We start from the raw sequence: 23,164 nt of genomic DNA, 5'->3' as shown, positions 1-23,164 counted from the left end.
GGATTCATTGTCCCCACTTCTGGATGGAAAAATAAACGAAAAGAAGGCTGGCCGCGATTCAGGCCAGCCTTCCCGTTCATGCTTCATCTTCGCTCAAGCGCGGGGATTCATGACGCCACCATGTTGTACATCATCACCCACATCGATCCCCCGACGATCACGATCAAGATCACCAGCCCGAGAATCAGGGCAAGCAAATTGTAGCGCGGCTTCTTCTCTTCCCGCACATGCATGAAGAACAACAGCTGCACGGCCAATTGCAGGACGCCGGCCGCCATCAGCGAGTAGGTTTTCGAGCTGCCGTCCAACCAGCCGCCCAAGACGATGGCTGCCGGAATAACGGTCAGCACGATGGAGCACAGAAAGCCGATCGTATACGAGCGCAAGGAGCCGTGGGCGTCTCCTTGCGAATGAGCCGATTCCATCGACGCCATCCTAGTTCACCCCCATTAAATAGACCACGGTGAAGACGAAGATCCAGACGACGTCCAGGAAGTGCCAGAAGAGACTGACCACCTGCACTTTGCGCCTCGTTACCGGGGTAATCCCCTTCTTCGCCAGCTGCACCGTCAACGCGATCATCCAGCCCAAGCCGATGGTGACATGGATGCCGTGGGTCCCCACCAGGGTGAAGAAGGCCGACAAGAACGCGCTGGCGCCCATCGTGGCTCCTTCGTTCGCGAAATGGGCGAATTCTCGGACCTCGAGTCCGATAAACGCGGCGCCCAGCAATGCCGTGACGCCGAGCCACCCGATCAAAGCCCGTGCCTTTCCCTTTTGCATGGCCAGAACCGCCAACCCGCATGTATAACTGCTCGTAAGCAGGATAAAGGTGCTTGCGATCACGACGCCCAGCTCGAACAGCTCGGCAGGTCCCGGACCGCCGTTGGTACTGTTGCGCAGCACGATATAGGTAGCGAAGAACGTGCCGAAAATCATAATATCCGTCATGAGATAGATCCAGAACCCGAACGTGCGCAGCTCTTCCGCGTCCGGATGCTCTTGGTGCCCGGCGGCGCCGTGTCCGGACAGCTCGTTGGTCATCATAGGGTCACCTTCCTTGCGGCCGCTTCCGTGCGTCGTATCTCCTCGACCGGGATATAATAGTCGGTATCGTAATTGAAGGAATGGGCCAGCATGCAGGCCGCGACGCCCGCCAATCCCGGTATGATCAGCCACAGCCAATGGAATACGAAGCCGAAGCCGGCCAAAAACCAGCAGCCCGCCATGACGATCGGAATGCCGGAATTGCGGGGCATATGAATCGGCTCCAGCTTCGGGGAAGCGGCGGCGCCGGAGATGCCTTGTTCCCGGTCCCGCTTGGCTTCCCACCACTCGTCGAGCCGAGATGCTTGCGGAAGCGCCGCGAAATTGTAGGCCGGCGCAGGCGAAGGAATCGACCACTCCAGCGTGCGGCCGTTCCAAGGATCGCCCGTCGCGTCGAGGTTGCGCCGGAAATGCCGGATGCCGTGCGCGATTTGCCACACTTGGAACAAGAAGGCGATCCCCATCAGACCGGCGCCGATCGAGGATGCCAGGTTAAGCGCCCACCAGCCTTTGTCCCAGCCATAGGTGACGAGCCGCCTCGTCATCCCCATCAGCCCGAGCGCGTATTGGGGCATGAAGCAGACGTAGAAGCCGATGTTCCAGAACCAGAACGCCCATTTGCCGATGCGCTCGTTCAGCTTGAAGCCGAACAGCTTCGGCCACCAGTAATATAACCCGGCAAAATAGCCGAACACGACGCCGCCGATGATCACCTGATGGAAGTGCGCGATCAGAAAATAGCTGTTGTGATATTGGAAGTCCGCCGGCGCGACCGAGAGCAGCACCCCGGTCATGCCTCCGATCACGAAGCAGGGAATGAAGCCGATCGTCCACAGCATCGGGGTTTCGAACGTGATTTTGCCCCGGAACATGGTGAACAGCCAGTTGAAGATTTTCACCCCGGTCGGGATGGCGATGATCATGGTCGTCAAGGCGAAGAAGGCGTTGACGTCCGCGCCCGAGCCCATCGTGAAGAAATGATGCGCCCATACGAGGAACGACAGGATGCTGATGATGAGCATGGCGTAGACCATCGACTTGTAGCCGAACAGCTTCTTCCGGGAGAAGGTCGCCGCCACCTCGGAGAAGATCCCGAAGGCCGGCAGCACGATAATATAGACCTCGGGATGTCCCCACATCCAGATCAGATTGATGTACATCATCGGATTCCCGCCGCCGTCCAGCGTGAAGAAGTGCGCGCCGGCGTACCGATCCAGGAAGAGCAGCGCCAGCGTGGCCGTCAAGACGGGGAAGGAGAAAATGATCGCGATGCAGCTCGACAGCACCGACCACGAGAACATCGGCATGCGCATGAGCTTCATGCCGGGCGCGCGCATCTTCAGTATCGTGACGATGAAATTGATGCCGGTCATCAAGCTGCCGATGCCGGAAATCTGAATCCCCCAGATATAGAAATCCTGGCCGACCCCGGGGTTGTACATCAGCTCGGAATACGGCGGATAGGCGAGCCATCCCGAATCCGGCGAACCGCCGATCACGAAGCTCAGATTGAACAGCATGGCGCCCGCGAAGAACAGCCAGAAGCTGAGCGAATTGAGGAACGGGTACGCGACGTCGCGCGCTCCGATCTGCAGCGGTACCGTCACGTTGAACAGCCCGAACATGAACGGCATGGCCATGAACAGAATCATGATCACGCCGTGCGTGGTGAAGATGCCGTTGTAGTGGTCGGGCTGCAGGAATTGCAGCTCCGGTACCGCCAGCTGCGCCCGCATCATGATGGCGTCCACGCCGCCGCGGAACAGCATGAGGAACGCCGCCATGATATACAGGATGCCGACTTTTTTATGATCGACCGTGGTCAGCCACTCCCGCCACAACCACCCCCATCTTTTGAAATAGGTCAGTACGAATGCGAAGGTGACGAGCGTCAGTACGATAGCCGCATCCGCGCCGTAAATGAGCGGATCTCCCGTTACGAAAAAACGGCCGGCGAAGCTTGTTATAGCATCGAGCATGATTGCCTTGCTCCTTTCCGCGATTTCTCTAGTTGTCCATCGGCATGTCCGGCATATCGGGCATGTCCGGCATATCGGGTATCTCCTGCATATCAGGGCCGCCCTTATCGCCATGCTCCGGAATAGCGTGCATGCCGTGCGAATGAGCGGCGTACTTCTTCACGATCTTGTCGAAGAGCCCTTCGGGAAAGGAAGAATACGTCAGCGCCTCCGACGATGCGGGCTTGGCGAGCTGTTCGTACCCAGTCTGCGTCAGCGCCGGCGAATCCGCCTTCACCTCGCTCACCCATTGGCTGAACCGCTCCGGCGTGACGGCCTCCACGTCAAAGGACATCTTCGCGAAGCCGGTGCCGGTAAAATTGGCGCCGGACCCCGCGTACGTCCCCAGCTCGTCGGCCTGCAAATAAAGCGTCATGGCCATCCCCGACATCGCGTAAATTTGACCGCCGAGCTGGGGAATCCAGAACGAATTCATCGGCGAATCGGCCGTGATTTCGAACCGGACCGGCACGCCCTGCGGAATTTTCAGCTCGTTCACGGCCGCGATTCCCTGCCCGGGATATTGGAACAGCCATTTCCAATCGAGGGAAGTCACCTGCACCGTCAACGGCGCCGCATCGGACTTGATCGGCTTGGACGGCTCAAGCGCGTAGGTTGCCCGCGCGGTCACGATCGCGATCGCCGCGATGATGATCACGGGAATCCCCCACCACACCGTCTCCAGCTTCGCGCTGTGCGCCCAATTCGGCGCATAAGCCGCTTTGCGGTCCGTTCTGTCCCGATAGCGCCAAATAATGATCGCCGAAAGAACGAGCACGGGAACGATGACAATCGCGCAGAGCGCCGTCGACAAGTACATCAGCTCCCGCTGCCGTTCCGCGATCGGCCCTTTGGGGTCGAGCACGCCGGCGTTCGAGCAGCCGGACAAGACGAGCAGCATGACCGCCGTAATGGATAGGAAACAAAACCGGCGCCATAATTCGGGAAATTTCATCTTCATCAACTCCTTGTATCCGTCTTTCATAGGCCAAGGTCCACTTTATAGGACGGCGTGTACGTCGTCACCATCCGCTTGCGCGTTCGGAACCCCCAGCCATGTTCAAGGGATTGCAACGAATTGCACACGATTCGGACATCATTCGCGGCGGGGAAGAACGTAAAAAAGACCGCAGCGCGGCTGCGATCCCTTCACGAATGCCGATTTGACTATGCCGGCTTGAACATCACAATGGGTTGCTTGCCTGACTCGTCAAGTGGATGGTTCCTTTCGCAGGGATTCGATTTATAGTCATGAACATCTCGTTCCATGAAGAGGCCGCTCGCGATCTCGCTGAACGAAACCACCATCTCGGGAAAGGAATGGAACCTATGCTTGCTGAACGCGCTTTAGGCGGCGTATTCGTTCCCGTCGTGACGCCTTTCGATTCCCTTGGCCGATTGGACGTGAAGACCTTCGAAGCGTTGGTTGACCGTCTGGTGCGCAAAGGCGTACACGGGCTCGTGCTCAACGATACCCTCGGCGAAGCGCCGCCCGCCGACGCCGGCGAATTGGACGCGCTTATCGAAACGGCGCGCAGCGTCGCGGGGGACCTCCCTCTGCTTGTCGATGCGGGTTCCGGCCCTGCGGCCGAAACGGCGAAAACGATCGCGCGGGCCAAGTCGGTTGGCTCCGATGCCGCGCTCGTCCAACCCCCGTACGGCTTTCGTCCGTCGCCGCAAGCCGTCGTCCGGCATGTTCGCGAAGCGGCTCGCGCCGGGCTTCCGATTATTCTCAGCGATCCCCCGTTCGGCACGGGGAGAACGTTGAACGTCGAAACGATTCAAGCCCTTATGGACATGGAGGGCATCATCGGCTTGAAGGAGAGCTCGGGAAGTATCGCGCGCTTCCTAACGTTGGCCCGGACGTTGGCCAAGCCGATCTTGTGCGGAACGGACAAGCTGTTCTTCGGCTCGATGTGTTACGGGGGAAAAGGGGGAATCCTGGCCAGCGCGAATTTGGATACCGAACAATTCGTTCGCGTGCACGCGCTGTACCGGGACGGACAAATCGATGCCGCGCTTCGGAGCTTCGAACAGCTGCTGCCGCTGATTCGATTTGTCCATTCGGAACCGCATCCCGGACCGTTAAAATGGCTATTGGCCGAGCGCGGGCACATTCGTTCGGATCGGATGCGTTTGCCCGGGACAACGATCGGGCGCGCGAGCTCGGGCAAACGCCCTTGACCGAGCTCGGTTCCATGCAAAAAAGCCGCGGCAGCCGCGGCTTTCATGGCATGAAGTGCTTGCCGTTCGCCCAATGCAAGCGCCTTGCCTTGAACGATCGTTTCCGATTCGCGATTCAGACCCGGCTTTCGAACAGCGAGCCGCCGGCTAGCCGGTACCATACGCCGTACCGGTACTGCGTCTCGTTCGGACCGCCGAAGACATGCTCCCGGTATTGGAATTGCGACGACACGCCGGTAACTTCTTCGCTCTTATCCGATTGCTTGAAATAGATGTACGTATGTCTGTTATAGGTGTAGGTGACGGATCCGTCCGGCCACATCTTATCAATGCTGAGGGGCAGCTGAGTAGACGTCCACCACGTCGCTTCGAATATCGGCTTCTCCACGCCCTCCGGCGAGCGATCGTACAGGATCCAGCGATCGTTGTCCTTCTCATACTTGGTATAAGCAATCCAGCCGTTATTGACGTCGTAGTCGACCGATGTTGCCGGCCAGGGGTTAATGGCTAAGGTGGTACGCTTGCCATCCGGGCCGATCAATCGCGTCACCCACTTCAGATAGCGATAATTATCGATCAGCATGAGTTCGCGGAAGACGATGTTCGTACCGTCCGTTACAGGCTGGTATAACCCTAAATTCGCCTGATACCACTGCGAGACGAGGCTTGGCGATCGCGATGCCAGCTTCGTCGACGTGCCATCGGGAAGCTGCCCGTACAGATCGCTGATCGTCGAATAAACGATGGCTCCGTCCGGCGAGACATCCGTATTGGAAGGACCAAACGGACGGGTCTGCCCGGTCGCGATATCCACGACCCGATCGGCAAACAACGCGTAATTCCCTTTGATTGCGGTAAAACTCGCATCGGCAAGCCGCCGTGCCTCGCCGTCCTTCCAATACGCCGTGACCGCTTTGCGGGACTTTTGGTCCGTGAAGGTATACAGGACGCCATCGGCGGTTAATTTCGCTTGACTGACGACGGCGTCGGTCCCCGCGGCATCATACACCTTAGCTTCGCTCTTGTTCGTACGGTCGTACAGCCAGAGCACCTTATTGCCCGTTGCCTTCCAAACGATCCGGTTCTGGTCGAAGTCGGAGATGGCTCCGTCAAACTGGTAAAGCAGCTGCTTGCTGGCGGCGTTTGCTGTGACAGGCAGAACCGGCATGAAGAGCATCATGCTCGCTGCCAGCAGCATCAATCGGCGTTTCATCATGTTTTCCCTCCCATGGACGATCTAGTATGAATCTAGCATAATTTGGCAATTTAGAATTCTACTAAATTTCCTAATATGCCCTCCTACCAATTCACCATATATTTTACATAAAATGGATAAATCGATTGGACTAGATGCCCACAAGCGTACAAAAAAACGTAACAAAATGTCCCATTCATGCTTCCTGCCGGGAATATTGACTTGGGTTATATCTGCAGACTGCGATGGTCTGAAATCGTTAAAATGGCTTCAGGACCATAAGCGCCAAGATGGCGATCATCAGCAGCTGCGACGCCGTTTCGACGGGGACGATCCGTTTGAACAGCGGTCCGAGCTCGGCGGGGAGTTCGGTGCCCCGGTCTTGACGTTCCGCGATGAGCTTCATGATCGTCTTCAGGCGCGGCTCGATCCAGCCGTCGATCAGGACGACCATGAGCAGCGATAGCAGAATGGCGGCATTCAGCCACATTTGCGATAAGCCGGCCTTGGTCAGGATCATCAGCCATACGCCGGTTATGAGCACCGCGAATCCGCCGAGCTTAGGCAGAACGGCAAGCCGCGCCGTGATGCCGAACACGAAGCGCAGCTGCCCGACGGTGCTGGCGGATCTTCGGATGAGGGGCATCATGAAAGCAGGACCGATGATGGCGATCGCGGCCAAGACGTGCACGACGAGCAGCAATCCGAACCAGCTCATGCTTCCCCATCCCCTCGGAGCGCCGGCGCCGTGCGTTGATACGCCAGACCGACCCTTTTCCGCTTGAACGGCCCGCCTAGCTCAAGATGGTCCAGCATCCATGAGGCGACGTCGTCGTACGCGACGTTCAGCTCATGCAGCCGGCTGAACAAGTGACCGGCAATCTCCGCTTCGGAATAGGCCCGGATCGCCTCCGGAACCGGAACGGGCAGGATGTCCGTCGTGACCCGCAGACGAACCGGCTCCGGATGCTCCCTTGATTCCGTCATGGTTCCCGGACACATCACGGACCAATCGAGCGCAGAGCGCCGCAGCCGTTCGAAATTCCGGTTATGCGTTTGAAACTCGGGCGGGAAACCGGGCAAATCGTTGCCGATCAGCGCGGTATGGGGAATATCCAGCAGCCCGGCGCCGCCCATGATCCACACCCGCCCGGAGAAACGGGGCTGGCTCTCGCACTGGCTGATCACGGTATCGACGATGCGAACGAATTCCTCCCCTTGCCCCGCATGGCCGGCCGCCAGAATAGCGGCGTCTTGCTGCGCGAGCGCCGCGCCGACGGTCGCCGGGTCCGTCATCTCGGCCGCGATCACCCGCACCTGCCCTGCGGCATGCTCGCCGAGTTGATCGCGCAGCTTCCGCGGATTTCGCACGAAAGCGGTCATTTCATGCCCCGATTGCAGCCCTTGCGCCAGCACTCTTCTTCCCGTATTCCCCGTCGCTCCGAACACCATGATTTTCATGAATCGTTCCTCCTTTTTAAATAGCCCCCTATTTGGTTGACTCCAGCTTAACATCCCTTCGCCATGCCGGTAAGAACGCACTTTAAAGTAGGGGACTTACTTAAAAGTAAGCCTGCCGGAGCGGAGCGGGGATCGTCGCGCGGAGAACGGCGGACGGAGAACGACGGCAGACGGTTTTGGCGCCAAAGAAAAAGCTGCCCGGAATTCCGAGGCAGCTTTGATATGGAATCGATCGCGTTCCCGGACACGTCCAGGGAACCGGACTTACGACGCCGATTCTTCGTATTTGCGCTTATTGTGGATTTCTCCCCACGCGCACATGACTTCCGCTACGGGAATCAAGGTTTTGCCGTAATCGCTAAGGGAATATTCGACTTTCGGAGGGACGGACGGATAGACCGTTCGATCGACGATGCCTTCTCGTTCCAAGTCCCGGAGATGCTGCGAAAGCATCTTTTGCGTGACGCCGGGAATCAGCTTCTCCAGATCGTTGAACCGCTTCTTGGACTCGATCAATTGCCACAAAATCATGGGTTTCCACTTCCCGCCCAACACCTGAATGAGCGTCTCGACCGGACATTCGCGCTGATGATCCATGGTTCCGTCATCCCCTTGCTTAAGGTAGTGCATATCCTGAAATTGCCATACCGAAATTTTACGACAGCGCCGCAGCCGCGTCAATCCTCGAAAGCGAGCAGGCTGCGCGAGCCCGATGACCGATCCGCCGGGCTGCGATGCTTGCTTGCCGAACCGGCAGCGGTCGGACCAGCATTCTCCTGTTGAGCCCCTTCTATGAAGCTTGTAAAGTGAAGAAGAGGTGATCGCGATGCCGAAATCCCTATTGCGGCATTGGCGCGTCAGACGGCTTAAGCTGCGCATATGGAACCGCCGGCTCCAAGTACGGCTGCGCGAGATCGCGGCCGAATTCGGTCCGTCGATCGCTTGTTCCGTTCACGTGCGCTGGGGTCCGTTCTACGGCGGGAGCATAACCGTGGACCGCAGGTTCCGCCGCGCCACAATCATGATTCAACTGCCGTACGACGGCTATCTAACCGCCAACGAACGGCAGGTGCTTACCCGCTATTCGCTCAAGAAGACGATGCTGCCTTACTTCATCCTCTATCACGAAGCCGCTCATCTGCTGGAGATTATGCCCTATATCGGCAACGCCGATCTGGCCGGGCTGAAGCGGCACGTCGCCGCGCATAGACGGCTCGCCGCCGAAGCCGCGTCGTCGCCTTCGCCCGCGTACCGGGATCTCGCCTTCGAGGAAGAGGCCGACCGGTACGCTTACCGGATGGTCGTGAAGAACCGCGGGCAAGCCGGTTAAGCCCGGCTTGCCTGCAATTCTTGTTTGCGCGCTTTCTCGATGATATGCTCCGCCGTGCGCAGCGCCAGCGCCATGACGGTGTTCGTCGGGTTTCCCGCGCCGGAAGTGACGAAGGTGCTCGCGTCGCAGATGAACAAATTGTCGATGTCGTGCGTTTGCCCGTAGGAATTGACCACCGAGGCCGCGGGATCGTCCCCCATCCGGCAGCCGCCCATCATATGGGCGGTATCCGGAACGACGAACTCCGGCTTGCCGCCCTCCGCTTCCAGAATGGCGCGCATCGTGCGTACGGCATGGTCGATCAGCCGGTTGTCGTTGTCCCCGTAGCCGAAGGTGACCTTGGCTCGCGGCAGCCCGTACTCGTCGGTCTCGGCGGTCAACGTCACGCGATTGTCCGCGTTCGGCAGCACTTCCCCGACCAGCGTCACCCGACCGTAGTAGTTGTAATGAAGCAGGGCGTCGCGGAACCGTTCCCCCCACACGGGTCCTCCCTGCGCCTTCGATATCCCCTTGGCGAACTCGACCGGTCTGGCCCCGTGGGCGTGCAGCGTATATCCGCGGACGAACGGACGGTTCGGGTCCGTCCGGTAGAAATCCTGCGTCGTCGCCAGCACCGGCGTCCCCTTGTACAACCGGATTTCCTTATCGAATCGCGCATAGACGTCGTTGCTGCTGTGGACCATGATCGACCGGCCGACCATCCCGCTGCTGTTCGCGAGCCCGTCCGGAAATGCCGGCGTGGCCGAATTCAGCAGCAATCTCGGCGTTTCGACCACGAACGCGCTCAGAATGACGAGCTTCGCCTTCTGCTCGTACTCGGTGCCGTCATGCACGAACGCGACGCCCTTGGCCCTTCCGTCGCTTCCCATGACGATGCGCGTCACCATGCAGTCCGGCAGCACCTCCGCGCCGGCTTGGATCGCCTTCGGGATGTGCACGATCAAGGTGCTGAATTTGGCGTTCGGCATGCAGCCCTGGTTGCAGAACCCCCGATTGATGCAGGGCGGGCGTCCTTCGAAGGGCGCGGACAAGATGGCCAGCGGCGCGACGGCGGAGCGAATGCCGAGCTTGTCGCAGCCGTTCATGAACAGATACGCGTTCGGACTGAGCGGCTCACGCTCGGGGTACGGGTAAGGGCCTCCGTAATTCCCCCAAGGGAAGCGCTTCGGGCCCGAAACGGCGATTTCCCGCTCGTTCCGCGCATAGTACGGCTCGAGATCCCCGTACGCGATCGGCCAGTCCTCGCCGGTGCCTTCCATGGTCCGTCCTTTGAAATCGACGTCGTGAAAGCGAAGGAACACGCCGGTAAAATGCGTCGTTCCTCCCCCGATGCCGCGTCCGGAGTTGTTATGTCCCAGCGTAAGCGGGTCGCTGCCGTCCACGATTCGGGTATCCTGCCAGCCGAGCGACTGCATGGCCAGCTCGTCGCTGGCGAAATCCTTCTGGGGATCCAGGAACGGGCCGGCGTCCAGGACGACGACGCTCATGCCGGCTTCGCTCAGCTCCTTGGCCACTACGCCTCCGGCCGCTCCGGCGCCGACGATGACCGCATCGACTTCCACGTTCGCGTATTTTCTCTTCATTGTCCCGCCTTCGCCTCCCATGGATCCAAGCGGCCGAGCTGCGTCCGCACGTAGCCGCGCGGGTAAGCCGGACCGGCATAACCGATCTCGGACCAGACCTCCGGATGCGAGCAGTACGCTTCGACCGTCAACGTCAGGAGCTTCTGGAAGAACGGCTGCTGAGGGACGCCGGCCCAAGCCTCCTGCGGCTGCGCCGTCCCCGCGCCGATCTCCTCGAGCAGCTTTCGCTGTCGATCGGGACCGAGCTTCGCGAAAGAAGACGCATGCGCCGCCTTCGCGCACTGCTCGACCGCCCGCAAGCCTTGGCGGATCAGCGTCTTCCCTTCCGGCACCCCGGCTTTGCGCTGGCCTTCTCCCGGCGACGAATGAAGCGTCTGATCGAAATGCCGCAGCACGAAGCGCAGCACGGCAGGCTTGTCGTCGTCCAGAAGCCGGGCGCATAGGGCCTCGAGCAGGTCCGCTTCTTGACGGCTGAGCGCCTGATGCCGCGGCGTCGCCGACAGCCGCGATTGCACGATCTCCTGCGTATGGTCGTCCCAGGCATCCTCCTCGTCCATCACGTTGAAGGACGGATAATGCGTCTTCTGCGTCACGTCTTACATCCCCTTCCAATATGCCGCGATCAGGCCCAGCACGGCGATCGCCGTGAACACCATCGGCAGGATGACCGGCGGGCCGGTCATGAAATTGCGCAGCGCGAAGCCGCCGACCCGGATTCCCACCCCGCGCACGTGGAAATACAAGCCGATCAGGCCCGCGACGGCGCCGACCCACATCAGCGCGATGAACAGCGCATGCAGCCACGCCGCGTTATACCAGACGAGGATGACGCCCGCCGCGAAGAAAATCGGAGACGCGATTACGGGCATCCACATGGCTTTGTTATGAAAATTTTGACGATAGTGGTACAGCGTCACCTGAATGCCAATCAACAGAAACGCAAGACCGACGAACAATATCAACACGCGATTCAGCGACCAGTGGTCCCAATACATGCTTCAACCCCGTTTCGGCAAATGTTGTATGCCGTTATCGTCTCCGGCGCCCGAAGCGATTATCCAGTATTCGACATAAAAGCCGGGAGGACTGCCATACTAACCGCAGCACGTAAACGGAAGGCGGCACCCAAGTGAAAATTCGTACCGTAGAAACCTATCCGCTCCTGTATCGTCTCCCCGCGCCTTACGGCGACGCCAACGGGTTGAAGACGTTTCGGTCCACGTACCTGATCCGAATCGAAACGGATGACGGCGTCAGCGGCTGGGGCGAATGCGCGGACGCGCTGGAGACGCTGCACAAAGGCTTCCATGACCGGATCATCCCCGCGCTGGTCGGGCAGCCCGCCACCGACCGGAGGAAGCTGGTCCGAACGGTGAAAAAGCACCATGCCCGCGCCGCCTCGGCGGTCGGCATGGCGTTATCCGAAATCGCGGCGCTCCGGGCCGGGATGAATCTCTGCGATGCATGGGGCGGCCGTTTCCGCGACAAGATCCCCGTCTACGCGTCGTTTCAGTCCTATTCGGCTGGCGCGGACTGGCAGAAGCGATCCGTCGCAGCCGTCGAGCAGGCGGCCGCCGCCGGCTTCGCCGCGTTCAAGGTCAAGATCGGCGGAAAATCCGTCGATGAAGATCAACGGCATATCGCCGCCGTTCAGGCGGCGCTGCCGGGGGACACGCGGCTCGCGCTGGATGCGAATCAAAGCTATGACGCGGCGGAGGCTCTCGCCTGGCGTCCTCTGCTGGAGCGGATGCCCCGGCCGCTATGGCTCGAGGAACCGCTGCAGATCAAATACGCCGCCGAATACGGCCTGCTCCGGCAGCGGCTGCCCGTCCCCCTTGCCGGCGGCGAGAACATCGAAGCGGCGGCGGATTTCCTGCCGCTGCTCGCGCGGCATGCGCTGGATTACATCACGCCCGATCCGCTGCATGTCACGGGCATCGACGAGTACCGGGAGACGCTAAGCCTGGCCCGGGCCTTCGGCATCCGCGCCACGCCGCACGCGTTCGACGGCGCGCTGACGCGGCTGTACGCGCTGTTCGCGCATGCCTGTCTGGAACCGTTCGGCAAGATGCAGCCGGACGCCATCGAGCCGGTGGAATGGGACGCGATGGACAATCCGTTCACGCGGCTGCTCCCCCTCCGGCCCGCGGGAGGCGAAGTCGCCGTGCCGGGCGGAACCGGAATCGGCATCGAGCTCGACACGGACCTCCTGGCCTTCTACCGGTGGGACGGGAGCCGTTACGAATGAACGACAACAAACGGAAGGAGCGGATCAGGATGCACGACAACGCGGCGAAGTCGCCGCCGGCTGCAGGCGCGGCGCCTCATTCCCGCAGCGTGGCGGAAGCCATGCTGGAGCAGCTCGGTCTCTGGGGCGTGAAACGCGTCTACGGCGTCACGGGAGACGCCATCTTCGGCTTGATGGACGCGCTCGCCGAGCAAACGCAAATCGCGTTCATCGCCGTGAAGCATGAATCGGCCGCGGCGCTGATGGCGTCCGCGGAGGCCAAGCTGACGGGCGGGCTCGGCGTCTGCGTGGCGCAGATGGGGCCGGGCTTGGCGAACTTGACGGTCGGACTAGGCGATGCCTATCTGGACAACGCGCCGGTGCTCGCCATCACGGGACAGGCGCCGCTCGCCAAGATCGGGACGCCGTCCAAGCAATTCATCGATCAGCAGGCGCTGATGGGGGCGATTACCGGATACAGCCGGCTCGTCGCCGATCCCGACGCGGCGATGGCCGGCTTGACGGAAGCGATGCACCGCGCGCGCGCGAACCTGACCGTGTCCCACTTGTCGGTTCCTTCGGACTTGTTCGGCCAGCCGACGGCGATTCCGGCCAAGCGGCCCCCGGCCGCGCCCGTCCTGCAGCCGGATCCTGCGGCGCTGGACCGGGCCGCCGGCATGATGCGCGCCGCGAGCAGACCGATGATCCTCGCCGGCTGCGGACTTCGGCACGAGCGGGAATCGCTGCTCAAGCTCGCGGAAGCCCGGGGCTGCGGGATCGCGCTCGCGTACGGAGCGGCGGGCATCGCGCCGGACGATCATCCCCTGCTGCTGAACGGGTTGGGTGAAGGCGGCAATCCTCATCTGGGCGAGCTGTTCCGGCAAGCCGACGCCGTCTTGGTCCTGGAGTCGGACTGGTGGCCGGAAGGCAGCGTTCCGCAAGGCGCGCGCGTCGTTCGGACCGCCTCGCATCCCGGGCTGCTCGGCCTCTCCCGGCCGGCGGAAGCCGCGCTCGTCGGAGAGTCGGCCATCGTGTTGAAGCAGCTGGCCGAGCGGCTGCGCGATTGTCCGGCCGACCCGTCCTGGACGGAAGCGATCCGCCGCTGCAAGCGGACGTGGCAAGCGCAGCAAGAACGGGAAGCGGGCATGCGCGAAAGCCCGCTCCATCCGGCCGGCATCATTCGAGCCGTCGAGCGGGCCGTCGACGAGGATGCGGTCATCGCCTTGGACGAAGGCGATGCCGCCTTGTGGTTCCTGCGGGGCTTCCGCGCGCGGAAGCAGCGGGTGCTGCTCTCCAACCGGTTCCGGACGATGGGCTTCGGCCTGCCCGCCGCCATCGCGGCGAAGCTCAGCCGGCCCGAGAAGCAAGTCGTGTGCCTCACGGGCGACGGCGGACTCGGGATGGTGATGGCCGATCTGTTGACCGCCGCCCGATACAGGCTGGCGATCGGCGTCATCGTCTTCCGCAACGACAGCCTGCAGATGGAGCGGGATAAAACGGCGCAGCAAGGACTGCGGCCGGAAGGAACGGAGCTGACGAACCCCGATTTCGTACGGGTCGCCGAAGCTTGCGGCTGGGCGGCGCGGCGAGTCGAGAGCCCGCGGCAATTGGAAGAAGCGCTCGCGCATTACCTGGGCGGCAGCCGTCCGTTTTTGCTGGAGGCGGTTACGGCGCGCGTGCCGTTCCCCGAATTTCAATCCTAAAGGAGATCACATCATGACAACGACGAAGCACGCGCAGGCATCCGCGCCGAACCCGTTAACGCCCTCTCCCCCGTATCCCGCGCAGCATCAAGACCGGCAGCCCGGCATCGAGTCGGAGATGAATCCAACGCCCGTCTTCGACGATCCCGGCTATACCGGCAGCGGGAAACTGAAGGACAAAGTGGCGATCGTCACCGGCGGCGACAGCGGCCAGGGCAGAGCCATCGCGCTCGCGTTCGCCAAGGAAGGCGCCCATGTCGTCGTCGCCTATCTGGACGAGCATGCCGACGCGGAGGAAACGAAACGGCTGGTCGAACGGAAAGGCAGCCGCTGCCTGACCGTCGCCGGCGACATCGGCAGCGAATCGTTCTGCGGACAATTGGTCGCGCAGACGATCGACCGGTTCGGCAAGCTCGACATTCTGGTCAACAACGCGGCGGAGCAGCATGTGCAAACCGATCTGGCGAACATTACGTCCGCCCAGATGGAGCGAACGTTCCGGACCAATTTCTACGCCGTTTTCTACCTGACGAAGGCGGCTTTGCCCCATATGAAAGCCGGCGGCGCCATCGTCAATGCGGCATCCCTGACGGCTTACGAAGGCAACGAGCAGCTGATGGACTATTCCGCCACGAAGGGCGCGATCGTCGCCTTCACCCGCTCCCTCTCCAAATCGCTGCAGGGCAAAGGCATTCGCGTCAACGGCGTCGTGCCCGGCACGATCTGGACGCCGCTTATTCCGGCATCCTTTCCCGCCGACCAGGTGGCGAAGTGGGGCGAGAAAACGCCCTTGAAGCGCGCGGGCCAGCCCTTCGAGGTCGCCCCGGCCTACGTCTATCTGGCATCGGACGATTCGTCGTTCGTCTCCGGCCAGTTCATCCACGTCACCGGCGGCGTCATTATGAACGGCTAGCCTTGAATCGCGTCAAGATCGAAGTCCGCGGACCCCGCGGGCTTTTTCGTTTGCGTCTTGCATTCGGATTGCGCCTTGCATTCGGAGCCTTCCCGGCTTGCATCGGCCAGCCCCGCCGGCGGTGAATAAAGTTGGCTTTATTGGAAAGAAAGATAAACAACACGATTTCATATCGGGAAGGCACGGCATCCTGCCATGAATAATTTCAGAAGCGAATATCGCACGCGGTATTATCAAGCCCACATGACGGTAATGGGCACCATCCAGCTTCACCAGCGTAACCCGCATGTCGTGGCTTTGTGGTCCGTTGCTTTTCCGGGCTTCGGCCACTTCTTGGTCCATCGATTCTTCACGGGCTTCGCGTTGTTCTTTTGGGAGTTTTATATCAATCAAGTGACGCATCTGAACACGGCGATGATGTATTCGTTCAACGGCCAATTCGACCGGGCAAAGGCCATTTTGGACGAAAAGCACATCTACCTCTACATTCCGGTTTATCTGTTCGCCATCTGGGACAGCTACCGGACGGCCGTCGACGAAAATAAAATCCACGTGTTGGCCAAACGGGAAAACGCCAAGTTCTCGACGATCTCGATTACCCCGTTCGGATGCGAATATCTCAGCAAGAAGGACCCTTGGATCGCGTTTGCATGGGCCATGGCCTTCCCGAGTCTCGGGCAATTGTACATCCATCGCATCGTAAACGCCATGTTGACGCTGGTGACGACCATCGTCGTCATCCTGAATTCCAACTTGGTGGAAGGCGTTCACTACTGCCTGTTATTCAACTTCTCGAAAGCCAGAGACGTCATCGACCAGCAGTGGACCCTCTATTTCCCGTCGATTTATTTCTACGGCATCTACGACGCCTACTCGAATGCGGTGGAATTATCAAAACTCTATAACCGCGAACAAGCGGATTTTTTGAAAGAGCACCATCAATCCGAACATTTCGTCCTGTATAAAGGAGAAAAAATCGAATGAGCATCCAGATCTTCTCCACCTTCCAGCACTCCCACTATCTCGAGCTTGCGATAAGCGAACTGAAAGACAAGGAGATCAACGCGATCTATGCCATCCCGCTCGATAATCGCCAACCGGATACCAAGCTGCTGGATACCATGCACGGCATGGACGGAACCTCCTTGGTCGATCTTGGCCTGATCCTCGCCATGATGGGCGGAACGATCGGGGTGGCGAGAGGGTTCATTCTGGACTGGGGCCCCGTCATTTGGGGGCTCATCGGTTCGGCGGGCGGTTTCGCCATCGGGTTTGCCATCGACCTTCTCGTGACCCTTTATCGGCGAAGAAAACTCCGGACCGTGAAACAAAAGCATGGCGAAGTGATATTAATCGTCCAGTGTTCGAATGAACAATCCGCCTTGGTCGAGCAGACGCTATGGGGGAACATGGCGATCGGCGTTGCCAAAACGCGCATCGCAACGAACTTCTAGCCGCGGCGGCGTCGCGCGCCCCGAAGGGCAGCCCCGTAAAAAAGCCCGCGCTTCGCGCGGGCTTTGGATGCGTTAGGTCCGGCGCCATCTAGCCGCCGTTCTCGTGAACCGCTTCCAGGCCTTTGTTGACGGTTTTCATGACTCGGGTCATGTCCGCGTACGGTTGATCCTGCTGGTTGACGAGACCGAGATTGAAATTCTCGTTGTCTCTTCGCCCGGTAACGGCCTGATCGTAATAGGAAAACCACCCCGAGCCGACGAACAGCGGGTTCGCCGCCTGGGCTTCGACGAAGGCTTGGAATGCCAGCCCTCGCTCTTCCGCGCTCGTCACGCTAGTCGATGCGTTGATCGCGGACAAGCCGCGCGCCGCTTGGCTGAACGTGAATTCCAGGTTGAGCAGCGGCTTGTTAAAGGATTCGTACCGGGCGATCCAGCTCGGATCGTTCGTATAATTGTCGACCGAGAACGCGTCCACGAAGTCCATCGCCGCGGAATCCCACTCGAGGCTGGTTCTCCAGGTCGGCACGATCGACGCGCCCATGAACAGATGGTGCCGGTCGTATTTGGCGATAATCCCTTTAATCGTCGAGAAGTAGGTGCGGGAAGCGAGGCGAATATAGTCCGACACGATTTCCGCCGGCACGGCCGCGATATTAATGGACGTCGCCTTCAGCGCGTCGAACGATTCGGCGCTCGTGCCGAGAACCGCGTTGACGGCGGCGAGGTCCTGATTGTATTTGGCGGCGATTTGGTCGACGAACGCGTTCTTGGCCGCCGAATCCGTCCCGTAAGTCAAGACGGTCTTCACGATATCGGCGTTCCAGCCCGCTTCGTTGTCGTACGTATAGCCGATCAGCCACCGGTCGTTCTTCAGTTGCATCAGCCGCGGCGCGACCGCCGCTTCGATGATGGACGGCGCTTGCGGGTCGAATACGTCGTAGGTCCATTGAATGCGCTTTAAATTCATCGGATCCTGCAGCAGCTCGATATAGGGAAAATCCTTGATGAATCGCGGCTTGCTCCACTTCGAGAAGGCGTTGAAGCCCCAATCGATCAGCCGTTTCCTCGTGATGCTTTCCCACTTCGCCTCGAAGTCGCCGCCGTATTTTCGCATGACGTTCGTGACCAGGAAACTGACGCGTTCGCCGTTCGCGTCATTGGCATAGGCCGGGGCAAACGCGGAAGGATCGGGAAGCGCCTCGAACACCTGCCTCGGCGTGCCGTCCGCTTTGTGATACGGCGTGCCGTATCCCCATTCCCATATGCTCGCCGCGTCTACTCCCTTCAGGATGAATTTGTAGCCGTCCGGCGTAATAAACCACCATTTGCCGTTGATTTGCTGCAGCCGGAAGTAACCGGTGCTTTTATAGGATCCGCCGCTTCTGATCCCGCCGTATTGGTCGTACGTTTTCCGGTCCGGCTTCACGTTCGACAGCGCGCCGGCTTCCGCCTTGTATTCCTGCCTGAGCTGCCCGTCGGACGTCACCTTGCCGTCCCATGTCTCATAGATCCATTGACCGTACTTATCCGCCATCAAGGCGTCCTTCTTCAGCTCGGCCTGCATTTGCTCCAGCGTATACGCGGGACTCGTCTCCGCGCCTTCTTCGCCCGCCCCTTTATAGATCTGCACGTCCGTCAGCGGAATATGCTGATAGGGCTGCGAGCGCTTCATGTCGATGACGATGAACCGGGCCGTCTTGTTGTCCATCGGCAGATTGACCGTGTTATTCAGGGCGGTTCCCGTCCTCGCATGCTTGCCGGCGATATAATAAGCGTCCGGCTCCGCTTCGCTCCGGTATTTGACCGTGATTTCTTTGAAGCCCCAATAGCTGTTCGGCGAATTCAGGACGACGTTGATGGCCCCGATCGGATAATCCTTCAGCAGGTCGATGACGACCTGAACCGTTCCGGCGGAGGTCGCGCTTCCCATCCATCCGGCATACGTGGTCATCACGCCGTCCAGAATGACGCCGTTCTCCGCGGATACAAGCCCCGCGGCTCCTTTATCCGGCAGCTGCCCCGCATCCGGAGCCAGACTATAGGCGTAGTTTCCGGTTTTCAGCAGCTCTCCTTCCGCTTTCGCGTATTCCCGATGAACCGTGACGACCGGCACCAACAGGACGAGCGCCAACAGGAGCTTCCCCGCCCATCCCCGATTCCGCTTCTTCCCGCTTCGCATCGCGGACTCCCCCTCTCATGGTCCGAGACCAAACAAGATCAACGAATGAACCTTCTTTCGCTTGCCTACCCTTTAACCGCTCCGATCGTCATTCCTTTTATGAAATACCGCTGCAGCCACGGGTACAAAAAGATCATCGGCCCGATCGTGACGACGACCGTCGACAGCTGTACCCCCGTTGCGGAGACGGGAATGTTCGCGCTCGTGTTCAAATAATCCAGGTTTTGCGAATTGGATATGATTCTGCGCAGCATCATCTGGAGCGGATGACGATGCGAATCATCGATGAACATCAGCGCGTTGAACCAGTCGTTCCAATACGACAGCGCGTAGAACAACGCGATCGTCGCGATCACGGGCATGGACACCGGCCAAATAATCCGGAAAAAAACGTACAGCTCGTGCGCCCCGTCCACCGTCGCCGCCTCGTTCAGCTCAAACGGCAGCGTGCGGAAATACGACGTCATGAGAAACGCATTGAAGGCGGAGAACAACAGCGGCAGCAGCAAGGCGAGCAGCGAATCCCGCAGGCCGAGCCAGTTGGAGATCAGCAAATAATAGCCGACCAGGCCCGGCGGGAACAGCATCGTGAAATAGATGTAGAAGGACAGCGCATAACGGTATTTGACCTTCGGATGCGCGGCTACGTAAGCGAACATCGCCGTCATGAGCACCGCGGCCGCCGTACCGGCAACCGTAATGAATACGGAGACGAAGCCGCTGCGATAGACCTGGCTCCCCTCGAACAGGAACCGATAGGCATCGAGCGAGAAAGCCGTCGGGAGCATGCGGAACCCTTGCACGATTTGGCTTTCCGCCGTGAACGAGCCGATATAGACCAGCCAGAACGGAATGAAGCAGAGCAAGGCGAACGCCCCGATGAACGCGTACGCGACCGCCGACACGGCAAGCTGGGACGCATCGCGCGGCTTCGCCGGCCGCGATCGATTCCCCCTCATGGGCATGCCTCCTTATCCGGAACTAAAACAGCTTCGAATCGTTGTCGACCCTGCGGACGACCCAATTGAAGAAGAGAATCGTCAGCAAGCCCATGACGGATTGAAACAGCGCGACCGCGGCGGCATTGCTGTAGCTGTTCATATTCGTCGACCGGAGCGAACGGTACGTATACGTATCGATGACGTCCGTCGAATCGAAGAGCAGCGAGTTGTCGCCGATAATGCCGTAGATCAAGCCGAAATCGCCGTAAAAGATGCGTCCCAGCCCCAGCAGCGTAAGCACGATGATGGTCGGCCGCAGCAGGGGAAGCGTAATGTGCCAGAGCTGCCGCAAGCGATTGGCGCCGTCGATTCGCGCGCTCTCGTAGTATTCCTCCGAGAAGCCGGTCAAGGTGGCCAAGTAGATGATCGAGCCCCATCCCGCGCCTTTCCAGACGAAGATGAGCGTCAGCAGACCCGGCCAGACGGCCGGCGTCTGGAACCAATACACCGGATCGGCGCCGAACTGGCCGAACATCCGATTGATCATGCCGTCTTGGCCGTTGAAGAAGTTCAGGACCATCAGGTTCACGACCACGATGGAGATGAAATGCGGCAGGATGACCAGAGATTGCGTCACCTTCTTGAAGTACGCATGCCGGATTTCGTTCAGCAGCAGCGCGATGCATAAGGAACACGCGGTGCCGGCCGCCATGAACAGCAGGTTCAGATAGATCGTGTTCACCGTCACGCCCAGCCAGTCGGGGCCGGTGAAAAAGAACCGGAGATTATCGAGTCCGACCCACTCGCTGCCCCACAACCCTTTAATGGGAATGAACTGCTTGAACGCCAGCAGATGGGCCGACATCGGCACGTAGGAAAACGTGAACACGTAGATGACGACGGGGAGCGCCATGGCGTAAAGCCATTTGTTCTTGCGGAGCTCGCGCCATACTCCCATGATCGGTTCCCTCCTTTCGCGATGGCTCTGCCTGCATCGTAAGCGACAACCGCGCGCGGGGACAGTCCTGAAAGTAACGATGAGTATGAACGGCCATACTCGCCGGCGGTAGGAATGTTATCGCTGGCGGCCGTACGGATTTTACCGCGGCGATGTCCGGCCGTTCGCCGGCCAAAAAAGTCTCGGCCCGCGGTCCGCGGTTCCCGCAGGGAACGAACGGACGCGCAGGCCGAGACTGACCTTTCCTTCGGGCGGCCCGCGGCCGCTTACTTCTTGGCTGCCAGATAAGCGTCCAGCTGCTTCTGGACCTCCGCCTGCACCTTTTTCACGTCGCCGTACGCCGCCTTTTTAAACTTCGCGAGCCCTTCGTTCGGTTCCGTCACGCCCATCACGATCGGATCGTAGAACTCGCTGCCCGCGTTCGCGAGCTGCGCCGCCTCGTTCGCGACCGGGCTCGGATCGAACGTGAAGCCCGCCAGAATATCCGGCGTAAAATAGCTCGGATCCCGCTGCCACTTGTTCAGCGCGATCACGTCCTCGGGAAAGCTGGCGTCGATCCGGTCTAGCTTCGGGTTCCAGCCCCACGCGAACGGGATGCCCGCATACGGATTCGCCTGGATCGGCTTATACAGCCCTTCGCCCGCCTCTTCCCAGTTTTTCCCTTTGATCCCATAGGCCAGCAAATCGTAATTGTCCTTCTGGTTCAGCCAGTTGAGAAACTGAACGGCGCGCTCCTTGTTTTTGCTGACGACCGGAACCGCGATGAAATTGCCCGCCTTGTAGGTCGAATTCAGCTTCATATCCGGGCTGTACAGCGTGAACGCCTCCGCGGTCGCGCCCGGAACCGATTTTTCGAGCGTGGTGCGGGTGCTGAGGTTGACCCCGAAATCATTGAAGGTGGATACCGCCGCCTTGCCTTTCGGGAACTCCGAATTGCGCAGCGTAAGATCGTCCTTCGCCAGAATGCCGTCCTGGTACAGCTTGTAATTCTGCTCGAACGTGCTCATGATCAGCGGGTCCATGTCGTCGAAAATGTTATACACTTTGCCGTCGTTCCCTTTCGTGTACAAGCCGGGGTAACTGAGCACGGACGCCAGATTGGCCGTCGGGTCGAGCATCCCGGCCAGCTTCAAGCCGATATGCTCGGTGCCGTTCGGAATATAGGGCGTCAAGCCCGGCTCCTTCTCCTTCACCTTGTACATGAAGTCGATCAGCTCGTCGTATTTGGTGATCGGTCCGACGCCGAGCTTCTCCCGAATATCCTTGCGGATGACGAACGTCCACGGACGGATGAAATTCACCTCAAGCGGCACCGCGTACAGCTTCCCGTTCACCTTGTTCGCGTCCATCTGCTCGGCCGAGCGGACGGCCTTGATGTCGGGCCCGTACTGATCGATCAGCGCGTCCAACGGCTCGTAAAGCCCGGCGGCGATATTTTGCACGGGGCTGTTGTCCCAGATCAGATCGTAGTCCTCCGCCGAGGACAGCGAGACTTGGCGCTTCTGGCGGACGTCGGACCACGGGATGAACACGACGTTCAGCTTCACGTTCAGCGAGCCGGCCATCCGGTTCTCCATCTCCGTCTTGACTTCGTCCCAGTTCGCCGGCGGATCTCCGGGAAACATGATTTTGAGCGTCACCGCTTTCACGGCGGTTCCCTCTCCGGAATCCGGCGTTTGGCCGCTTTCGGCGGGCGGCGTCGTCCCGCCGTTGCCGTTGCCGTTCCCGTTCCCGTTGCCGTTGCCGTTGCCGTTGTTGCTGCAGGCGGTCAACGCCGCCGCGAGCACGCACGATGCCAGCACGAATCCTTTTCTACCGAATCTCATAGCCTAGCCCCTCCCCATCGATTCGCCGGACGGCGGTTGCGGCATGCGGAAGGCGAAGCTTCGCGGGTCCGCCGGTCCGGCTCGTGTGTTCGATCATACCCGGCTCCCGGGCATTCGGTACAGTACGGTATTCATCGAACGGTTC

Annotated in this window: 22 protein-coding genes; 7 read left to right on the top strand and 15 right to left on the bottom strand. The window is 60.0% G+C overall.

Annotated features, from left to right (window positions below):
* Positions 1-107 precede the first annotated feature (107 nt).
* From I8J29_RS04575 to cyoA, 4 genes are read right to left on the bottom strand one after another with little or no spacing between them, the layout of a single operon-like run.
* Positions 108-425 (bottom strand): cytochrome o ubiquinol oxidase subunit IV, encoded by a 318-nt coding sequence (locus I8J29_RS04575; RefSeq protein ID WP_420831093.1) that lies wholly within the window; start codon positions 423-425, stop codon positions 108-110.
* Positions 426-435: 10 nt separating this feature from the next.
* Entirely contained in the window at positions 436-1,044 is a 609-nt protein-coding gene (cyoC, locus tag I8J29_RS04570; RefSeq protein ID WP_208846735.1) for a cytochrome o ubiquinol oxidase subunit III, read from the bottom strand.
* On the bottom strand, positions 1,044-3,026 hold the full coding sequence (locus I8J29_RS04565) for a cbb3-type cytochrome c oxidase subunit I (RefSeq protein ID WP_208846483.1): 1,983 nt from the start codon (positions 3,024-3,026) through the stop codon (positions 1,044-1,046). Before I8J29_RS04565 ends, cyoC begins: the two co-directional genes overlap by 1 nt.
* Before the next feature lie 28 nt (positions 3,027-3,054).
* Positions 3,055-4,020, bottom strand: a complete 966-nt coding sequence (gene cyoA, locus I8J29_RS04560) for a ubiquinol oxidase subunit II (RefSeq protein ID WP_208846482.1) — start codon at positions 4,018-4,020, stop codon at positions 3,055-3,057.
* A gap of 374 nt (positions 4,021-4,394) precedes the next feature.
* Here cyoA and I8J29_RS04555 point away from each other — a divergent pair, with 374 nt between their 5' ends.
* A complete protein-coding gene (locus tag I8J29_RS04555) occupies positions 4,395-5,249 on the top strand; it encodes a dihydrodipicolinate synthase family protein (RefSeq protein WP_208846481.1) in 855 nt (284 codons plus the stop codon).
* A 115-nt stretch (positions 5,250-5,364) separates the two neighbouring features.
* Here I8J29_RS04555 and I8J29_RS04550 read toward each other — a convergent pair whose 3' ends face one another.
* The 4 genes from I8J29_RS04550 to I8J29_RS04535 all read right to left on the bottom strand — a co-directional run bounded on the left by I8J29_RS04550 (position 5,365) and on the right by I8J29_RS04535 (position 8,502).
* Positions 5,365-6,465, bottom strand: coding sequence for a hypothetical protein (locus I8J29_RS04550; RefSeq protein ID WP_208846480.1), 1,101 nt, complete (start codon positions 6,463-6,465; stop codon positions 5,365-5,367).
* Between the two features lie 238 nt (positions 6,466-6,703).
* Positions 6,704-7,162 (bottom strand): DUF2269 family protein, encoded by a 459-nt coding sequence (locus tag I8J29_RS04545; protein ID WP_208846479.1) that lies wholly within the window; start codon positions 7,160-7,162, stop codon positions 6,704-6,706.
* On the bottom strand, positions 7,159-7,905 hold the full coding sequence (locus tag I8J29_RS04540; RefSeq protein ID WP_208846478.1) for an NAD(P)-dependent oxidoreductase: 747 nt from the start codon (positions 7,903-7,905) through the stop codon (positions 7,159-7,161). Before I8J29_RS04540 ends, I8J29_RS04545 begins: the two co-directional genes overlap by 4 nt.
* A 264-nt stretch (positions 7,906-8,169) precedes the next feature.
* Entirely contained in the window at positions 8,170-8,502 is a 333-nt protein-coding gene (locus I8J29_RS04535; RefSeq protein ID WP_090643380.1) for a winged helix-turn-helix transcriptional regulator, read from the bottom strand.
* 229 nt (positions 8,503-8,731) lie between these two features.
* Here I8J29_RS04535 and I8J29_RS04530 point away from each other — a divergent pair, with 229 nt between their 5' ends.
* Positions 8,732-9,235 (top strand): hypothetical protein, encoded by a 504-nt coding sequence (locus I8J29_RS04530; RefSeq protein ID WP_208846477.1) that lies wholly within the window; start codon positions 8,732-8,734, stop codon positions 9,233-9,235.
* Here I8J29_RS04530 and I8J29_RS04525 read toward each other — a convergent pair.
* From I8J29_RS04525 to I8J29_RS04515, 3 genes are read right to left on the bottom strand one after another with little or no spacing between them, the layout of a single operon-like run.
* Positions 9,232-10,818 carry a GMC family oxidoreductase gene (locus I8J29_RS04525; protein ID WP_208846476.1) on the bottom strand — a complete coding sequence of 529 codons (1,587 nt, stop codon included), beginning with the start codon at positions 10,816-10,818 and terminating at the stop codon, positions 9,232-9,234. The two genes, I8J29_RS04530 and I8J29_RS04525, sit on opposite strands and share 4 nt — an antisense overlap.
* Positions 10,815-11,411 (bottom strand): gluconate 2-dehydrogenase subunit 3 family protein, encoded by a 597-nt coding sequence (locus I8J29_RS04520; protein ID WP_208846475.1) that lies wholly within the window; start codon positions 11,409-11,411, stop codon positions 10,815-10,817. Before I8J29_RS04520 ends, I8J29_RS04525 begins: the two co-directional genes overlap by 4 nt.
* Before the next feature lie 3 nt (positions 11,412-11,414).
* The gene (locus I8J29_RS04515) at positions 11,415-11,813 is read right to left on the bottom strand and encodes a hypothetical protein (RefSeq protein ID WP_208846474.1); all 399 of its coding nucleotides are present in this window, start codon (positions 11,811-11,813) and stop codon (positions 11,415-11,417) included.
* Positions 11,814-11,947: 134 nt separating this feature from the next.
* On the opposite strand from I8J29_RS04515, the gene I8J29_RS04510 reads away from it, so the two are divergent.
* The 5 genes from I8J29_RS04510 to I8J29_RS04490 all read left to right on the top strand — a co-directional run bounded on the left by I8J29_RS04510 (position 11,948) and on the right by I8J29_RS04490 (position 17,115).
* Positions 11,948-13,066: a mandelate racemase/muconate lactonizing enzyme family protein gene (locus tag I8J29_RS04510; protein WP_208846473.1), complete on the top strand. Its 1,119-nt coding sequence runs from the start codon at positions 11,948-11,950 to the stop codon at positions 13,064-13,066.
* Positions 13,063-14,748, top strand: coding sequence for a thiamine pyrophosphate-binding protein (locus tag I8J29_RS04505; RefSeq protein ID WP_240545890.1), 1,686 nt, complete (start codon positions 13,063-13,065; stop codon positions 14,746-14,748). The genes I8J29_RS04510 and I8J29_RS04505 overlap by 4 nt, the downstream gene beginning before the upstream one ends.
* A gap of 13 nt (positions 14,749-14,761) precedes the next feature.
* Positions 14,762-15,661 carry an SDR family oxidoreductase gene (locus I8J29_RS04500; RefSeq protein WP_208846472.1) on the top strand — a complete coding sequence of 300 codons (900 nt, stop codon included), beginning with the start codon at positions 14,762-14,764 and terminating at the stop codon, positions 15,659-15,661.
* A gap of 195 nt (positions 15,662-15,856) precedes the next feature.
* Positions 15,857-16,645, top strand: coding sequence for a hypothetical protein (locus tag I8J29_RS04495; protein ID WP_208846471.1), 789 nt, complete (start codon positions 15,857-15,859; stop codon positions 16,643-16,645).
* Positions 16,642-17,115, top strand: a complete 474-nt coding sequence (locus I8J29_RS04490; RefSeq protein ID WP_240545889.1) for a hypothetical protein — start codon at positions 16,642-16,644, stop codon at positions 17,113-17,115. Before I8J29_RS04495 ends, I8J29_RS04490 begins: the two co-directional genes overlap by 4 nt.
* A gap of 88 nt (positions 17,116-17,203) precedes the next feature.
* On the opposite strand, the gene I8J29_RS04485 is transcribed toward I8J29_RS04490, so the two are convergent.
* From I8J29_RS04485 to I8J29_RS04470, 4 genes are all read right to left on the bottom strand, one after another.
* Positions 17,204-19,294 (bottom strand): hypothetical protein, encoded by a 2,091-nt coding sequence (locus I8J29_RS04485; protein ID WP_208846470.1) that lies wholly within the window; start codon positions 19,292-19,294, stop codon positions 17,204-17,206.
* Positions 19,295-19,359: 65 nt separating this feature from the next.
* Complete coding sequence (locus I8J29_RS04480) at positions 19,360-20,253, bottom strand: carbohydrate ABC transporter permease (RefSeq protein WP_208846469.1); 894 nt, start codon at positions 20,251-20,253, stop codon at positions 19,360-19,362.
* Positions 20,254-20,275: 22 nt separating this feature from the next.
* Positions 20,276-21,193 (bottom strand): ABC transporter permease, encoded by a 918-nt coding sequence (locus I8J29_RS04475; RefSeq protein WP_208846468.1) that lies wholly within the window; start codon positions 21,191-21,193, stop codon positions 20,276-20,278.
* A gap of 266 nt (positions 21,194-21,459) precedes the next feature.
* Complete coding sequence (locus I8J29_RS04470; RefSeq protein WP_208846467.1) at positions 21,460-23,019, bottom strand: DUF3502 domain-containing protein; 1,560 nt, start codon at positions 23,017-23,019, stop codon at positions 21,460-21,462.
* Positions 23,020-23,164 lie beyond the last annotated feature (145 nt).

The organism is Paenibacillus artemisiicola (genome assembly GCF_017652985.1).
GTDB lineage: Bacteria > Bacillota > Bacilli > Paenibacillales > Paenibacillaceae > Paenibacillus_Z > Paenibacillus_Z artemisiicola.
The sequence above is the reverse complement of the archived record's forward strand: the minus strand, read 5'-3'. Positions and strand labels throughout refer to the sequence as shown.

What these genes read in the sequence shown, in the direction of transcription:
- I8J29_RS04575 (WP_420831093.1), bottom strand. Translation starts at nt 425, where the DNA reads ATGGAATCGGCTCATTCGCAAGGAGACGCCCACGGCTCCTTGCGCTCG.
- cyoC (WP_208846735.1), bottom strand. Translation starts at nt 1,044, where the DNA reads ATGACCAACGAGCTGTCCGGACACGGCGCCGCCGGGCACCAAGAGCAT.
- I8J29_RS04565 (WP_208846483.1), bottom strand. Translation starts at nt 3,026, where the DNA reads ATGCTCGATGCTATAACAAGCTTCGCCGGCCGTTTTTTCGTAACGGGA.
- cyoA (WP_208846482.1), bottom strand. Translation starts at nt 4,020, where the DNA reads ATGAAATTTCCCGAATTATGGCGCCGGTTTTGTTTCCTATCCATTACG.
- I8J29_RS04555 (WP_208846481.1), top strand. Translation starts at nt 4,395, where the DNA reads ATGCTTGCTGAACGCGCTTTAGGCGGCGTATTCGTTCCCGTCGTGACG.
- I8J29_RS04550 (WP_208846480.1), bottom strand. Translation starts at nt 6,465, where the DNA reads ATGATGAAACGCCGATTGATGCTGCTGGCAGCGAGCATGATGCTCTTC.
- I8J29_RS04545 (WP_208846479.1), bottom strand. Translation starts at nt 7,162, where the DNA reads ATGAGCTGGTTCGGATTGCTGCTCGTCGTGCACGTCTTGGCCGCGATC.
- I8J29_RS04540 (WP_208846478.1), bottom strand. Translation starts at nt 7,905, where the DNA reads ATGAAAATCATGGTGTTCGGAGCGACGGGGAATACGGGAAGAAGAGTG.
- I8J29_RS04535 (WP_090643380.1), bottom strand. Translation starts at nt 8,502, where the DNA reads ATGGATCATCAGCGCGAATGTCCGGTCGAGACGCTCATTCAGGTGTTG.
- I8J29_RS04530 (WP_208846477.1), top strand. Translation starts at nt 8,732, where the DNA reads ATGCCGAAATCCCTATTGCGGCATTGGCGCGTCAGACGGCTTAAGCTG.
- I8J29_RS04525 (WP_208846476.1), bottom strand. Translation starts at nt 10,818, where the DNA reads ATGAAGAGAAAATACGCGAACGTGGAAGTCGATGCGGTCATCGTCGGC.
- I8J29_RS04515 (WP_208846474.1), bottom strand. Translation starts at nt 11,813, where the DNA reads ATGTATTGGGACCACTGGTCGCTGAATCGCGTGTTGATATTGTTCGTC.
- I8J29_RS04505 (WP_240545890.1), top strand. Translation starts at nt 13,063, where the DNA reads ATGAACGACAACAAACGGAAGGAGCGGATCAGGATGCACGACAACGCG.
- I8J29_RS04500 (WP_208846472.1), top strand. Translation starts at nt 14,762, where the DNA reads ATGACAACGACGAAGCACGCGCAGGCATCCGCGCCGAACCCGTTAACG.
- I8J29_RS04495 (WP_208846471.1), top strand. Translation starts at nt 15,857, where the DNA reads ATGAATAATTTCAGAAGCGAATATCGCACGCGGTATTATCAAGCCCAC.
- I8J29_RS04490 (WP_240545889.1), top strand. Translation starts at nt 16,642, where the DNA reads ATGAGCATCCAGATCTTCTCCACCTTCCAGCACTCCCACTATCTCGAG.
- I8J29_RS04485 (WP_208846470.1), bottom strand. Translation starts at nt 19,294, where the DNA reads ATGCGAAGCGGGAAGAAGCGGAATCGGGGATGGGCGGGGAAGCTCCTG.
- I8J29_RS04480 (WP_208846469.1), bottom strand. Translation starts at nt 20,253, where the DNA reads ATGAGGGGGAATCGATCGCGGCCGGCGAAGCCGCGCGATGCGTCCCAG.
- I8J29_RS04475 (WP_208846468.1), bottom strand. Translation starts at nt 21,193, where the DNA reads ATGGGAGTATGGCGCGAGCTCCGCAAGAACAAATGGCTTTACGCCATG.
- I8J29_RS04470 (WP_208846467.1), bottom strand. Translation starts at nt 23,019, where the DNA reads ATGAGATTCGGTAGAAAAGGATTCGTGCTGGCATCGTGCGTGCTCGCG.